This window comes from Calothrix anomala FACHB-343 (genome assembly GCF_014696435.1).
Lineage (GTDB): Bacteria > Cyanobacteriota > Cyanobacteriia > Cyanobacteriales > Nostocaceae > Aulosira > Aulosira anomala_A.
In genome coordinates this window covers 25089-40119 of sequence record NZ_JACJQG010000008.1, presented here as the reverse complement: position 1 = coordinate 40119, position 15031 = coordinate 25089, and the positions used below count along the sequence as shown (strand labels likewise).

The following is a 15031-nucleotide window of genomic DNA, read 5'->3' as shown; positions in this document are numbered from 1 at the left end:
GCACTAACACTTTTAGGTAAATTTTATTTATGATCGGCAGGAGAAAGTCAGCAATATTCTCAGAATCAGACAATGCTGATACTCTGATATTAATTTATACCTATATTTAGCATAATTCCTCAAGTTAGTCCCTAACGAGAAAATATCGCTGAAGAGTCAATAGTCAGTAGAGACGCGATTAATCGCGTCTGTACAATAGTCAATAGTCAACGCTATTTTCAACAGGACTTACGCAAAATACCTTTGAAACTCTTATTTCTTCGTGTCCTTCGTGTCTTCGCGGTTTGATTCTTCCGTAGTTTGTGCGTAAGTCCTATTCAAGCTAGCCCCTCATTCGATCAATCACACAACGAGGGCATGAAACAATTTTGGATTTTAGATTTGCGATTTTGGATTTCAATCTAAAATCTAAAATCCAAAATCTAAAATTTCTTGTCTTCCTCGTCCCTAGCCCCTAGCTACACTTACTTAAATTTCTATATGATGGCGATCGCTGTAGTTGAAATATTCTATTTTGGTTAGGATACATTATATTGAGTAAGGAATATGTTCTCCAGTTGACCACTACAATTGATTAGTGGCGCGCTTACAGCAGAATTTGTCCTGTCTTGTGCATCAAAGCGATCGTTTGCTGAGAGTTTTCAGAAAGTAGTAAAGTATTTGAGGATATTTGAGAAAAATTCCCCTAAATGTAATTAATAGTAAACTAGCCTTGACATCCTGGTTTTTTAACACATACCGCCAAGAGCCAGTAATAATGCCTGCGGATCTGTCTGAGTGCCAATTTCAGATCCGTGCAGCAACACCTGCCGATTTATATGGAGTTGCCCAAATCATTACTGAAAGTTTCCACTCGCAACAGGGTATCTGGGGATGGGCTTTTCCATTACTACGTTTGGGTATTTATGAAGATTTGAAGCACCGCTTGGCATCACCTGCGCCTCATCATATTTGCCTAGTTGCTGCTGATACTACTAAAGATACAGTTAATAACCTGGTGGGAACTGTAGAATTAGGTGTACGGTTTAGTCATTCCTGGGCACATACTGGCAGAAGTTTTCCCTATCTGTCTAATTTAGCTGTTCGACCACAATATCGTCGGCATGGCTTGGCGTCAGGGTTACTAAAAAATTGCGAAAAGGTTTCTCAAGAATGGGGATTTCAAGATTTATATTTACATGTTTTAGAAAATAATCATCAAGCAAGGCAACTTTATTGCAAGTTAGGGTACAGAGTTCATAAGGTAGAATCTAATTGGAATTTATTTTGGCCAAAATCTGTAAATCAGATTTTATTGCACAAACATCTGAGCAATGATGTTAGCGCCTGAGATGGATAATTAGGGGCTAGGGGCTAGGGGCTAGGGGCTAAGGGCTAGCTTGAGAAATAGGGGCGCTTAGATTAGAGAAGATCGATTTTTATTGTTCTTTGTGAGCGTAGCTCATGGAGTCTCTTGCATAAATATTTTTTTGTATCACCCATAGACGCAGAGCAGCTTAAGGCAGGGTAGACGCAAAACAGAAAAAGAAAACCAAGACTTTTGCCAGAAGTCTAATTGACAAATGCCTATCCTCCTTGTCTTCCTTATCTTCTTTGTCCTTTTTGTTCATCTATCAAATAGGATTACTATAGATTTCATCTAGTTGAAACTAGGATGGAAGCTGATAATTCTGAAGATTTAACCTGCAAATAAAGGTGTTTGCATTCACAATTAGAAACTCTATAACCAGAAATTTTATGATAAATCCTCGGTAATAAAGAGGTTGTCAGTAAAATTCTAAAATAGAATTTCTTGATAGGTTCGATTTATTTACTAATAATTTTAAATTATCGTTATTCAAGCTCTAACAGCTAATTTGGGCAAATATCTACTAGAATAGGTAGAATAGACAACTAGCTAAGAGGCAGATTTTCATCTCTTCCTCATGGCTAATTTATTTCTGGGTTGTTATACTACATAATGGATACATTAAGATAAATAAAGAATATAATACAGTAAATTAATTTGGCTAAAATATTATTTCCTCATCATAACTTTGTATTTACGAGATTCATCTTTATAAAAACTTTAAAAAAAGTTCATTATAAACAGGAGACAAATCAAGTTAAATTTCATAGAATGTAATAACTCAATTGTTCAATCTAATTTATTTAATTCATAATTTACGCAAGGCTTCCTAATAATAAGAAAAATCAAAATTTCATTTGATTGAACAACAAGTTACGTTTTTTAGTGCATACTACTAGTCAATTATTTGCCAATCTAAAAAAACATGGATAGCGAACAATGCCAACGCTATCAGATTCCTATGGTATCAACTTATTATCCTGAAACCACTTTCATTGACTATCTTGTCATGCCAGATGGAACTGAGCAATCGCAAGGCTCGGATATCCTCACACTACTGCATAGTGGAAAAGTGTTTATCGTCAATAGTCGCAAACGGAATGGTTTAATTCTTTTTAAACGCTATCACGCTGAGTTTGCTGGCCCTGGGGCTGCTGTTGGCGGAGAATATGATTGTGATTGCCAAGGGGTTTTAGCTATTGGTAATTTGTCTTTATTAACTCCCGAATCCTATGATGAGCGCCAGAAAGCTTATTTAATTAGGCGGCAATGGATTCGCTTAATTAAGCAAATTACAGAAAATCCCGTACCTCATCAAAGAGTGCAAAAGATTCTCGATCAATTTGAACAATACTTTCCTCTGGAAACTGTAGCTAGTTTACCAGATATTACTTTTGCTATGTTAGTAGGTGTGTTGCCACAAACGGTGAGTGTGGTACGCCGTTTGGGCGGTGGTATAGAGAGTAGATTTAATTACTAAGTAAGTTGATAATTAAAATGCAAGATTTGTCACAGCAGCCTGTATCCGATTGAGGGTACGGGCGTTTTCATCTGGAGTACCGATTGTAATTCGTAATCCTTGGGGAAGTAAGCGAACCAGAGTACCAGATTGTCTCAACTTTTGATGAAGATTTTGTAAAGCTGTGTTCTGAGCAATCTGCAGGTAGATAAAGTTAGCGGCGCTAGGTGTGATTTGGAAAGCTGGGTATTGTGACAACGCCTGGATTAATTTCTCCCGTTCAGTTAGGGTTTGAGAAATTGATGCGAGTAATATTTGGCGGTTTTGTAAAGCTACTAAGGCAGCAGCGATAGAGAAGCTAGGGAGATTATAAGGTAAACGGACTTTTTCTAAAATGGCGATCGCATCTGGATGGGCGACACAATAGCCGACACGCAAAGCTGCTAACCGAAAAGCTTTAGAAAAGGTGCGTAATATAATCCAATTAGGACGTTGTAATAATTCTGCAACTAAGGTAGTTTGGCTAAATTCAAAGTACGCTTCATCAATTACTACTAAAATTTCTGGACTCAAACTTCTTAACCAATCTAACTCTGCTGCTGTTAAACAATTGGCGGTGGGAGAATTAGGATGGACGACAAAAACTACCCGAATCGGAGGGTTTTGGGTTTGAGCGATTGCAGATTTTGCGGCGGCTAAATCAATTTCAAAATTGGTTGTATTTCTGCCAACTTCTACTACAGAAATACCCAAGGTTTTGGCTAAAATCCCATACATAGAAAAGGTGGGATTAGCAACTAAAATACTACCTTCTCCTTTTAAACAGGTAGCTATTAACAAAGAACGAATCAGTTCATCCGAACCATTACCCACAGAAATATTCAAAGCAGTGACAGCAGATGATGAAAGATTTGCTGACTCATTCACATAATCAGCGATCGCAGCTTTGAGTGTTTCATGTCCGCCATCGGGGTAACGATTTGTTTCAATTACTTGCTGATAAGTCCAAGCTAGTTTCTCTTTTAACTCTGGCGGTAAATCGTAAGGACTTTCATTAGTATCTAGCCGATCGAATTGTGTAGCGACTGCATCGGCTGTATCGCTGCTGGGGTGTGGTTTATAAGCTGTAAACTGAGCTAAATCTGACCGAATGAAGGGAAGCATAAGTTTAGTTTATGGGCATGGGGCATTGAGTAAGAGTCAAAAGTCAATGGTCAATGGTCAATAGTTATTGCTGATGAGTAAAACAATTAACAACTGACAATTGTAAAGACAAGGGTTATCGCGTCTCTAACAAATGACTAATTTTTCAAATTTTACAGCTTTCGGGTAATTGGCAAAAGCGGTGAATTGCTTGCCATATTTCTTCTGTGACATTTCCCAAACTGTGATCGCTGTCGAGTTCGATTAACTCTACCCAAGGACGCAATCGCGCATATTCACGACTAGCTGATATGGGAATGACTTCATCTTCGGTTCCATGCAAAATTAAGGTAGGAATTGGGCGTTTTAATCCATTTTCTTGATATTGGGCAGCATCTATTAAAAAATCGTAGTGTAATGGCAGTTCTCGTCCTTCTTTATAGTGATACACCGGGAGATATTTCTCTTGTTGCCAACGTTGGATTTTTTCTTCTCCGAGTTTTGCTAACCAATGGGATAAAAACCCAAAGGCTGGTGCTAATAAGACTAAACGCTGTACTTGTAAGGATTTTTGCCCAATATGGGCTGCAGTTAAACCACCTAAACTGGAACCAATTAAGGTTAGTGGCTGAGAATCACGGGGAAATTCTGCCAGAACTTGAGCGATTTGACGAGTGATTGTGAGGTGAGAAAAATCACCAGCGTTGAGATCGGGAATTTTGATTGTAGTGTTAATTCTGGCAAAGCGATCGCGCATATCTCGTGCTTTGGCAGAATTTGGGCTAGAAGCAAAGCCGTGTAAGTAGATGTAATGCAAAATTTTGATTGGCGAGTATTTTATATACAGACGCGATCGCGTCTGTACAAAATTTACCGCATTGTGACAAATTCTTCGGCGGCTGAGGGATGGATACCCACAGTAGCATCAAAGTCTTTTTTGGTTGCGCCCATTTTTACGGCGATGGCGATACCTTGAATAATTTCGGCGGCGCTATCTCCTACCATGTGTGCGCCCAAAACTCTGTCGGTATTCGCATCCACTACTAACTTCATCATGGTTCTTTCTTGGGCACCAGTTAAACTGTAGTACATCGGCCGGAAGCGGGTACGGAAAATTTTCACACCTTCATCACCTAGCTTGGTTTTGGCTTCGGCTTCTGTTAAACCAACTGTAGCGGCTTCGGGATTAGCAAAGATGGCTGTGGCGACATTTTCGTGACTAAATTCGCGGCGATTATTGCCAAATTCGCTATCTGCAAAGGCGCGTCCTTCACCAATGGCGACTGGTGTTAAATTTAAGCGATCGGTGACATCACCCACAGCAAAAATATTGGGTTGATTAGTTTGACTGTATTCGTTAACTGCGATCGCTTGTGCGGTGCTGTATCCGGGGCCATCCATTTTACTGGTAACAACTTCTACCCCAGCATTTTCTAAACCTAAGCCTTCTACATTGGGAATGCGACCGGTAGCAACGAGAAATACATCAGCAATTATTGGTTCTGTATTTTCGTCTGACAATGTTAACTTGATACCTTCCGGCACTTTTTCTACTGCAGTCACCACGTTATTTTGGATGATGCGAATACCATGATTTACCATTCCCTCTTGAATTCCCGTGCGGATATCTTCATCAAAACCTTTCAAAATTATGTCTTTGCGAATAATCTGCGTGACTTGGGAACCTAAACCGCGCATGATACAAGCAAATTCTGTACCGATATAACCAGCACCAATAATGGCTATGTGCTTTGGTTGTTCCTTGAGATGAAAGATTTCGTTAGAGGTAATAGCATATTCCATCCCCGGTAAATCTGGTTTTACAGGTCGCCCACCGACAGCAATTAAGATTTTATCGGCTGTAATTTTGCGATCGCCAACTTCTACAGTATGGGTGTCTAATAAAGTAGCGCGATCGGGTATCAGAGTGACTCCGGCTTTTTCTAAAAAGCTAATGTGTAATTGGGATAATCGCCGTACTTCCTTATCTATGGATGTAATGAAATGCTCCCAATTTAATTTTGTCTCCCCGACTTGCCAACCATAACCTGCTGCATGATTGAACAGCGCCGGGAAATGGGAAGCGTACACCATGAGTTTTTTGGGAACGCAACCGCGAATTACACAAGTCCCGCCAACTAGATCATTTTCTGCGATCGCCACTTTCGCCCCATAGCTAGCAGCGCGCTTAGAAGCTGCTAAACCCCCTGAACCCGCACCAATAACGAACAAGTCGTAATCAAATGTCATAAATTTCTCTATTTCTGTCGCAACAATTAAGCTTCTGAAGACTTACAAGGCAGATTAGATTGGAGTACAAAAGATAATTTAGCAACCTCAGTAATTTCCTTTCTTGATTTAATCTAGCCTTAGCAGATGCTTTTATGGGGACTAAGGGGACTTTGCTTTGAAAAGCAGTATTAGACTGCTTTCCTCGCTGGTTACACCTTTGATTTCATGTTTATGTGCTTGGTCTGTCGTCTTCAGGTAAATCAGGTTGTCCGCCGTTCCCGGTGTTATTGCCTGGGTCGTTCCCGGTGTTATTGCCTGGGTCGTTCCCGGTGTTATTGCCTGGGTCGTTCCCGGTGTTATTGCCTGGGTCGTTCCCGGTGTTATTACCTGGGTTGTTCCCGGTGTTATTGCCTGGGTCGTTCCCGGTGTTATTGCCTGGGTTGTTCCCGGTGTTATTACCTGGGTCGTTCCCGGTGTTATTACCTGGGTTGTTCCCGGTGTTATTACCTGGGTCGTTCCCGGTGTTATTGCCTGGGTTGTTCCCGGTGTTATTACCTGGGTCGTTCCCGGTGTTATTACCTGGGTCGTTCCCGGTGTTATTACCTGGGTTGTTCCCGGTGTTATTGCCTGGGTCGTTCCCGGTGTTATTACCTGGGTTGTTCCCGGTGTTATTACCTGGGTCGTTCCCGGTGTTATTGCCTGGGTCGTTCCCGGTGTTATTACCTGGGTTGTTCCCGGTGTTATTACCTGGGTTGTTATTGGTGTTATTGCCTGGGTCGTTCCCGGTGTTATTACCTGGGTTGTTCCCGGTGTTATTGCCTGGGTTGTTATTGGGCTGAGGTTGTTGAGGAATATTTATACTATTGTTATTAGTATTGTTAGTATTGTTACCTAACTGCCCAGTTACTTGGACTTCCCCTGTGTCCACAAGAGAGTCTACATTCAGATTCTCTTGACTTGGGTTGACGCTAGCTTCCTCTTGATTGCTACTGCTAGTGCTGGTATTTTCGTCATCGTTGCTGGCTGAAGATTCAGCTTCTGATGAAGACGTGGCTGTTAGCTGTAAGAATGATGGATTTTCTAGGACTCCGTCACCCTTAGCTATTGGGGTTTGTGTAGCTAGGGCGGCTGATGTTTCAGCTTGAACGCTAGCGATCGCAGGATCGGGAGTTGGTGCAAGATTTTGTCTAGTTAAATCCAGCCCTCTGACTAAATCGCTAGTTTCATAAAAAGTTCTTAAATCAAAATCGTACAACCCTTGGATTTTGTCTTTGACAATTACCATCAGTTGTCCAGCTTCTAGTACCCTACCTTGAGAATGCTTGTTAGATACTTCTATACCACTATTTGTCAATGCACCCACGATTGTGGTATCCGTAGCTTCGTCGTAGCGGACAAATAATGCTGAACCGCGAATTGCAGCAGCTGCATTTGGTGTGTGAATCCGTGTTTGTCCCCTTCCTGGGGGAATCAGCAGTAAAACTGTGCCATTAGATAAGCGAAAATTACGAGTTTTCGGTAAAAACCGAAATATCGCCTGTTCCCCAACTCTCGCTAAAGAACCATCGTTAAAGCGTAAATCTGCTAAGGATGCGCGTCCTGTAGATAATCCATCACCAGGAGTCATGGGATCTAATTTGCGTGCTGGACGCCTCTTAGGACTATTTTTAGGAATTAGCTGGACTAAGTTTCGCAGATCTCTAATTTCTGCTCTTGTCAAGGGTGTAGCTGCATTTACTGGTTGTGACCAAGGTAACACTACAACTCCCCATAAACTGATTGCTAAAAGTGGGAAAAATTTAGGCAACATAATTTAGGAACTCAAAAAATTTTTCGCTATCAACTTAGTTAAAGACTCATTTTCCGCTGCAATCGATAATTTAGTTATTTTTTATACTTTACTTAAACTTTAAGTCAGTTGCAATGCTAACTTCGATTAGCGGATTTTAATGAAACGAGCGGATATATTATCATGATAGTTTTAAGCTTAGTATATAAATATCTAGAAATATATAAAAAATTAATATCTTTAAATTTTGAGTTAAATAAGTATAAAGATAATATATAGTATTCTTGAATGTTGCAATTAAGTTTTGAAAACTATTACCGCTAGCTTGTGGTCAAGCCTTATGGGCAACTGCGGCAGTTTAAAGTCCCAAATCAAAAACTGGAAAGACTTTGAGCGGCGGATTTTGTTAAATGTTAAACGCTCGGTGTACTTACATTTTGCTGTACTAAAAGCAATTGATTATCAGGGATGAGTTGGTCGGGAATTTAAAATTACTATTGGGAATTTCCGAGTCTGCTTGTGAATCTACGTTTGCCAAACGCGATCAACGCCATCAAAGATGCAACCCCAGGGCTGGAAAAGTTTTTTATTTGCGATTTTCTTCACTACTAATGGTGTAGTACAACTAGGCACCAAATTAGATACAGCATGGGCTGAAAATACTCATGTAGAGTCGCCAACTGTAGGGGAACCTCCGCAGCAGGTAGCATTGGGAGAAAGCCCAAAGAAGGCTGAACGGCAATGTCAGCAACAGGGACAAGAGGTAACTAATGTTCTGGGATCGGATTCGGAACTGCGGAAGTTAGCACAGACAAATCGCATTTACTCATCTATCAAGCTAGAACCAAATATTTCTCCTCCTGAGCAGATAGATATGGCTGAGTTTAGTCAGGGGGAAAGCTGTTTTCAGCCAGAAGATATAGAGAGTGAGAAATTTTCTGAGTCAAATCAGTCTTTACAGTCAGCGACTGCTAGCAACTGTCCAGTTGATATATGTCAACAATCGATTGGTTTAAAAAGTTTACTGTCACAAAGGGTGAGTGATGGAACACCAGCACCAGCATCACCAAATCCAAACAATCCACAACCCAATAACCCACAACCCGATAACCCTCAACCCGATACACCCAACGATGATAATACTGGCGATTTGCAAAAGCAAAGCGATCCGCCACCGTTAGAATCCTTACCGGGTAATAATGTTCCTATTCCTTCTCCAGGACAAATAGAGCAACTTTTAGATACTCCCCAGAGTGATTACAATCAAAGACTCCAGAATTTAATCCAGGTATTGCAACAACAAACACAGTCTTTACCAGATCTAGGGAATTTAGAATTGGGATTGCGGGTAAAACCCAGACAAATACCCACTCCACCGCCTTTAGAACAACAGCCACCCATACCACAAGAAAAGCCTGTAGTTCGGTTTAAACCGATAGGTTCTCTACAAGCCCGCCTGGGTTACTTTTATTCCAGTAATATTTTTTCTGCTAGTGTTGACCCGATACAAGATAGCTTAATTTTTTATGGGCTAACTTTAGCTTCTAGTTATTTACCTTTAAATCCTAAGACTTTTATAAGTGGATCGATTGATGCTAATCAGATTCATTACTTTGACCAATCAGTTTATGATTACAATCAATTGCGATTTAACGTGAGTTTGTATCGCCAGCTATCGCGGCGGATGTATGGCGAACTCAGTTGGAGTAATCAATATTTGTTTTATGCCAACAATGGGAATAACTTTAAAGCAGGCGATCGCTTTTTGAATGAAAATACAGTCAGGCTGTCTTTAGGACGACGAGATCCCCTCAGTTCTAAATTATTCGTGGATAGCTTCTATGAATTGAGTTTCAACTTCTCCGATCCCGATAACCGCAGTCGGATCGTTAACTCCTTATGGTTATCTTTAAGCTACTACTTGCAACAACCGCTACAAGTCGGAGTTAACTACCAGTTCAACTTTTCCGATTTTACCAATCGCCCAGATGCGCGAGAAGACCAATTTCATCGGTTATTTGGGCATTTAAATTATCGCGTGTCGAAGGATAGTAGTTTGAATCTCCAGGGCGGCGTGAGTTTTGGGGATTCTACGTCACAAAATATTAACTTTGATGCTTGGTTCTTCAGTTTGAATTATAGATTGCAATTAGGTCAGTTTTGAAGATGGGCATGGGGCATTGGGCATGGGGCATTGGGCATGGGGCATTGGGCATTGGGCATTGAAACAATTTTGGATTTTGGATTTTGGATTTTAGATTTATATTAGAATCCAAAATCGCAAATCTAAAATCTAAAATTCTTTGTCCTCCTTGTCCCCCTTGTCCCCCTTGTCCCCCTTGTCCTCCTTGTCCCCCTTCCCTAGCCCCTAGCCCCTAGCCCCTAACCGAATTATGCTAGCTAACGCAGCCGCTTACCAAGTTACCTGGGAAAAGTTACCGGATGATTTTGTATTAGACGATGAACCTGTGGACAATATTAATCAGCCGCTTTTAGCCGCAGCGCTTACAGAAAGCTTAGAATTAGCTGGAAAATTATCGGCTAATGCTTTAACTACGACTAATTACGGTATTTGCGCCACTGTTAATGGGCGAATCGTCGTTAAAGCGCCAGATTGGGGGTATGTACCAGCAATTAGGGTGTCAAGAGAAGAAGTTAAGCGGAGTTATACGCCACAACTCCAGGGCGATATACCAGTAATTGTCATGGAATTTATCTCGGATACGGAAGGTAGCGAGTATTCCAGCAAACCAACCTATCCGCCTGGTAAATGGTTTTATTATGAACAAGTATTAAAAATACCAAATTATGCCATTTTTGAACCAGATGGCGGAGTGTTAGAATTTTATCGCCTTGATAATTCTGGACATTATCAACTGCAACCAGCAGATGCGAATCAGCGTTATTGGATTCCTGAGATGAGTCTGTTTTTGGGTATCTGGGAAGGAGTTCGGGAAAATCGCACGGGTTTCTGGTTGCGTTGGTGGGATGAAGCAGGGGAATTATTGCTTTGGGGTTCGGAGTTAGCAGCTAAGGAACGTCAAGAGAAGGAATTAGCTCAACAGCAAGCTGAACAGGAACGCCAAGAGAAAGAATTAGCTCAACAACGTTTAGAAAAATTAGCCGCCCAATTAAAAGCTTTAGGAGTTGAACCGGATATTTAAGTTGTGGGAAAGAAGCGCGATGTCTAGGGACATGCATTTTTTTAAATACCCAATAAATTTGTAGTGCGAGCGTCTCGCTCGCTGGTGTTCAAAAGCGAGCAAGATGCTCGCACTACGAAATATGGGTAATTTATTTTTTGTAAGTCCCCTACGACAAGACAAGTCTACGCTTCCTCTCAGATAAAAAGTCTCATCGAATAGCTTCGGAACATGAAACTCCGAGTTCGGAACACGAAACTCCGAGTTCCGAACACGAAACTTCGAGTTCGGAACATGAACATTCTTGTTTAGAACAGAAACATTCTCCTTCCAAACAGGAACATTCTCGTTCTAAATAAGAAACTTCGAGTTCAGAACAGGAACATTCTCGTTGCAAACAAGAAACTTCGAGTTCAGAACAGAAATTGCCTTGTTAAATTACTAATCGATCGCTTTTTACTCTACATTTATCTTCAAATACCCTTGGCGTTCAGACCAATTGTAGGGGCACGGCATCCATAATCTTTCGGTGCATTACATAATTTTATCGGTGCCGTGCCCCTACGACCTATTGCATTCGTGCTTTGCTCCCCTGTCCTCCTTGTCCCCAGTCACTGAGCGCAGCCGAAGTGTGTCCTCCTTGTCTCCCTCTTCCCCCTACCTCCCCTGACACACCTTCGCCTCATCAGGATGGGTAATAAAATAAACCTTCAGCCAACTGCAACCCTGCGCTAATAAATCATCAAGACTCAGATTCCACAATTTGATGGTGTTGTCAAGACTGGCGGAAGCTAAAGTTTTGCCATCGGGGCTGAAGACGACGCTGTTGACAGGTGCGCTATGCCCAGTCATGGTGGAAATTTCTTTGCCCGTCTCCCGATTCCACAATTTGATGGTGTTGTCAACACTGGCGGAAGCTAAAGTTTTGCCATCGGGGCTGAAGACGACGCTGTTGACCCAATCGCTATGCCCAGTCATGGTGGAAATTTCTTTGCCCGTCTCCCGATTCCACAATTTGATGGTGTTGTCACCACTGGCGGAAGCTAAAGTTTTGCCATCGGGGCTGAAGACGACGCTGTTGACCGAATCGCTATGCCCAGTCATGGTGGAAATTTCTTTGCCCGTCTCCCGATTCCACAATTTGATGGTCTTGTCACCACTGGCGGAAGCTAAAGTTTTGCCATCGGGGCTGAAGACGACGCTTCTGACCGAATCGCTATGCCCAGTCATGGTGGAAATTTCTTTGCCCGTCTCCCGATTCCACAATTTGATGGTCTTGTCACCACTGGCGGAAGCTAAAGTTTTGCCATCGGGGCTGAAGACGACGCTTCTGACCGAATCGCTATGCCCAGTCATGGTGGAAATTTCTTTGCCCGTCTCCCGATTCCACAATTTGATGGTCTTGTCACCACTGGCGGAAGCTAAAGTTTTGCCATCGGGGCTGAAGACGACGCTGATGACCGAATCGCTATGCCCAGTCATGGTGGAAATTTCTTTGCCTGTGTCCCGATTCCACAATTTGATGGTGTTGTCACCACTGGCGGAAGCTAAAGTTTTGCCATCGGGGCTGAAGACGACGCTGATGACCGAATCGCTATGCCCAGTCATGGTGGAAATTTCTTTGCCCGTCTCCCGATTCCACAATTTGATGGTGTTGTCAACACTGGCGGAAGCTAAAGTTTTGCCATCGGGGCTGAAGACGACGCTGTTGACCCAATCGCTATGCCCAGTCATGGTGGAAATTTCTTTGCCCGTCTCCCGATTCCACAATTTGATGGTGTTGTCACCACTGGCGGAAGCTAAAGTTTTGCCATCGGGGCTGAAGACGACGCTGTTGACCCAATCGCTATGCCCAGTCATGGTGGAAATTTCTTTGCCCGTGTCCCGATTCCACAATTTGATGGTGTTGTCACCACTGGCGGAAGCTAAAGTTTTGCCATCGGGGCTGAAGACGACGCTGTTGACCGAATCGGTATGCTTTTCTAAACTATTTTGTTCGCGAATATCAAATACAATTTTCTGTAAATTAAACAAAGGGCTGTATGCCGGATATTCTGCTAAAGGTTGTTTATCCTTGACCAAAGTTTTTAAGGTTTTTACTGCCTGCATTGCTAACAGCAAACCCTTTATTTCCCCTGAAGTATCAAACACTCGCAACGCATTTGTGCCATCTTGTTCTAATTTGGTAGCCTTTAAAGCAATTTTTCGCTCTTCATCAGCTACTCGTGCTTGCCCTAATTGATATTGAGCCAACATTAACGATGCTACCGCCCCCACCACCGCCAAACCCAGCACCACAGAACCAACTTGAATCCGCCGATTAGCTTTGCGGTTCGCCTCTGCCAAAACTTGCTTCGCCTGTTCTTCAGTTTCCAAACGCCTTTGCACATCGCGCTTTTCTAATTCCTGACTAGCAGCCAAAAACCGATAATCCAAATCGCTTAAACTTTTACCCGTCGCCCATTCTTGAGCATCCTGCAAAGTCTTTCCCCGCAATAACCGCGACTCATCTTGTTGTTGCGACTCCACCCAAGCATTAAAAGCATCAGAATAGGGGCGCAGCTTTGCCAAAAGCTTTTCACTCCATTCTTGCTTAAATACCTCAGCATAAATCCGGTTATAAATTCGCAGCTTCCCATCCCGCTTCACCACCAATCCGGTTAACCGCAACTCCGTTTGTTCAGCACTATCATCAGCCGCAATTTCCCCCTGCTGCGCAATCTGCTGACACAACGCCAACAACCTGCCAGTCCTCTCTTCCCCCCTCGCCATAATCCTGTCGCGAATCGTCTTCAAATGCTCCGGCTCATCCTGCGCCTCCCAATTCTCAATAATCCGCCGCCTCACCAAATCCTCAACCCACAATTCAATTTTGGATTTTGGATTTTGGATTTTAGATTCTTCTTCTCCTTGTCCCCCTGCTCCCTGCCCCCTGCTCCCTGCCCCCTGCCCCCTGCTCCCTGCCCCCTGCCCCCTGCCTCCTTCCCCCACTACTAACTTACAAACCTTCTGCGTCAAAAACGGCTGTCCCCCTGTCCAAGCCAACACCGCCTGCATCAATTCCCCAGAATCGCCCACCGCCGCCAAACCCCGCGCTAAAGGTTCCGCTTCATGCAATTGAAAACCAGTTAAATCAATTGCCCGCCCAATATTAAAAGGAGTGCGTTGTTTATCTTGAATTAAATCTGAGGGGGTAGACACCCCAATCAAAGCAAAAGTCAGGCGATTATAATCAGCATGGGTGGCTCTGCGGTTATAGCAGTCGCGAATTACGGCAAAAAAATCATCAAGGTTGAACGCAAGACTGAGAATACTGTCGATTTCGTCAATAAAAATTACTATCTTCTCAGTAATTATTTTGAGTAATACCGTTTCCAGAAACTTACTCAAACGCTGCACAGGCGACAGCAAACCGTTCTCAGTCCACCAAGTTTCTAAATCAAAGCTGGTATAAAGATTCAAACTTCCCACCAAGCTATCAATTACCCCCGCATACCACTGTTCTGGGGTAATATCTGCTGTCCCGATCGCGGTAATATCAATAGCAGCACAGGCAAACCCCTCATCTTGTAAGCGCCGCATCACCTGCACCCGCAAACTAGACTTGCCCATCTGCCGCGAATTGAGGACATAACAAAACTCACCCTGCGTCAAGCCTGCATAGATGTCATCGTCAGCTTGTCGTCTGACATAAGTTGGTGCATCTTGGGGCAAACTTCCCCCGACTTGATACTGGTACTTTGTCATAAGTTCTAGGCGGGATGGCAGATGAGATATATCAATTAGGAATTAGGACTTATTTTAATTCCCACGCGATCGCAAAAATATTTTCTACAGAGAAATCCGAGTTAATTTCTGAAAAAATCTCCGTATTTTTTAGAAGGCAGAAGGCAGGAGGCAGAGGGCAGAAGGAACTA

Annotated in this window: 9 protein-coding genes; 4 read left to right on the top strand and 5 right to left on the bottom strand. The window is 42.6% G+C overall.

Translation table 11 applies throughout. From position 1 onward, the window contains the following. Positions 1-712 precede the first annotated feature (712 nt). Both H6G08_RS06000 and H6G08_RS05995 read left to right on the top strand, forming a co-directional pair. A complete protein-coding gene (locus H6G08_RS06000) occupies positions 713-1330 on the top strand; it encodes a GNAT family N-acetyltransferase (RefSeq protein ID WP_096647755.1) in 618 nt (205 codons plus the stop codon). A 943-nt stretch (positions 1331-2273) separates the two neighbouring features. Then, on the top strand, positions 2274-2828 hold the full coding sequence (locus tag H6G08_RS05995; protein ID WP_190539622.1) for a hypothetical protein: 555 nt from the start codon (positions 2274-2276) through the stop codon (positions 2826-2828). Positions 2829-2840: 12 nt separating this feature from the next. Here the strand turns inward: H6G08_RS05995 and H6G08_RS05990 are convergent, their stop codons facing one another. The 4 genes from H6G08_RS05990 to H6G08_RS05975 form a co-directional block, all read right to left on the bottom strand. Next, complete coding sequence (locus H6G08_RS05990) at positions 2841-3971, bottom strand: histidinol-phosphate transaminase (protein ID WP_190539621.1); 1131 nt, start codon at positions 3969-3971, stop codon at positions 2841-2843. 145 nt (positions 3972-4116) lie between these two features. Next, positions 4117-4770 (bottom strand): YqiA/YcfP family alpha/beta fold hydrolase, encoded by a 654-nt coding sequence (locus H6G08_RS05985; protein WP_190539786.1) that lies wholly within the window; start codon positions 4768-4770, stop codon positions 4117-4119. 50 nt (positions 4771-4820) lie between these two features. After that, on the bottom strand, positions 4821-6200 hold the full coding sequence (gene gor, locus H6G08_RS05980) for a glutathione-disulfide reductase (RefSeq protein WP_190539619.1): 1380 nt from the start codon (positions 6198-6200) through the stop codon (positions 4821-4823). A gap of 211 nt (positions 6201-6411) precedes the next feature. Then, entirely contained in the window at positions 6412-7992 is a 1581-nt protein-coding gene (locus tag H6G08_RS05975; RefSeq protein ID WP_190539617.1) for a FecR domain-containing protein, read from the bottom strand. Positions 7993-8530: 538 nt separating this feature from the next. On the opposite strand from H6G08_RS05975, the gene H6G08_RS05970 reads away from it, so the two are divergent. Both H6G08_RS05970 and H6G08_RS05965 read left to right on the top strand, forming a co-directional pair. Then, positions 8531-10135: a TonB-dependent receptor gene (locus H6G08_RS05970; RefSeq protein WP_190539615.1), complete on the top strand. Its 1605-nt coding sequence runs from the start codon at positions 8531-8533 to the stop codon at positions 10133-10135. Positions 10136-10364: 229 nt separating this feature from the next. After that, complete coding sequence (locus H6G08_RS05965; RefSeq protein ID WP_190539613.1) at positions 10365-11135, top strand: Uma2 family endonuclease; 771 nt, start codon at positions 10365-10367, stop codon at positions 11133-11135. 636 nt (positions 11136-11771) lie between these two features. On the opposite strand, the gene H6G08_RS05960 is transcribed toward H6G08_RS05965, so the two are convergent. Next, a complete protein-coding gene (locus H6G08_RS05960) occupies positions 11772-14861 on the bottom strand; it encodes a WD40 domain-containing protein (protein ID WP_190539611.1) in 3090 nt (1029 codons plus the stop codon). Positions 14862-15031 lie beyond the last annotated feature (170 nt).

Bases quoted from the DNA above. Each gene is read 5' to 3' on its own strand.
- H6G08_RS05995 (WP_190539622.1), top strand. From the start codon at position 2,274: ATGGATAGCGAACAATGCCAACGCTATCAGATTCCTATGGTATCAACT.
- H6G08_RS05990 (WP_190539621.1), bottom strand. From the start codon at position 3,971: ATGCTTCCCTTCATTCGGTCAGATTTAGCTCAGTTTACAGCTTATAAA.
- gor (WP_190539619.1), bottom strand. From the start codon at position 6,200: ATGACATTTGATTACGACTTGTTCGTTATTGGTGCGGGTTCAGGGGGT.
- H6G08_RS05975 (WP_190539617.1), bottom strand. From the start codon at position 7,992: ATGTTGCCTAAATTTTTCCCACTTTTAGCAATCAGTTTATGGGGAGTT.
- H6G08_RS05970 (WP_190539615.1), top strand. From the start codon at position 8,531: ATGCAACCCCAGGGCTGGAAAAGTTTTTTATTTGCGATTTTCTTCACT.
- H6G08_RS05965 (WP_190539613.1), top strand. From the start codon at position 10,365: ATGCTAGCTAACGCAGCCGCTTACCAAGTTACCTGGGAAAAGTTACCG.
- H6G08_RS05960 (WP_190539611.1), bottom strand. From the start codon at position 14,861: ATGACAAAGTACCAGTATCAAGTCGGGGGAAGTTTGCCCCAAGATGCA.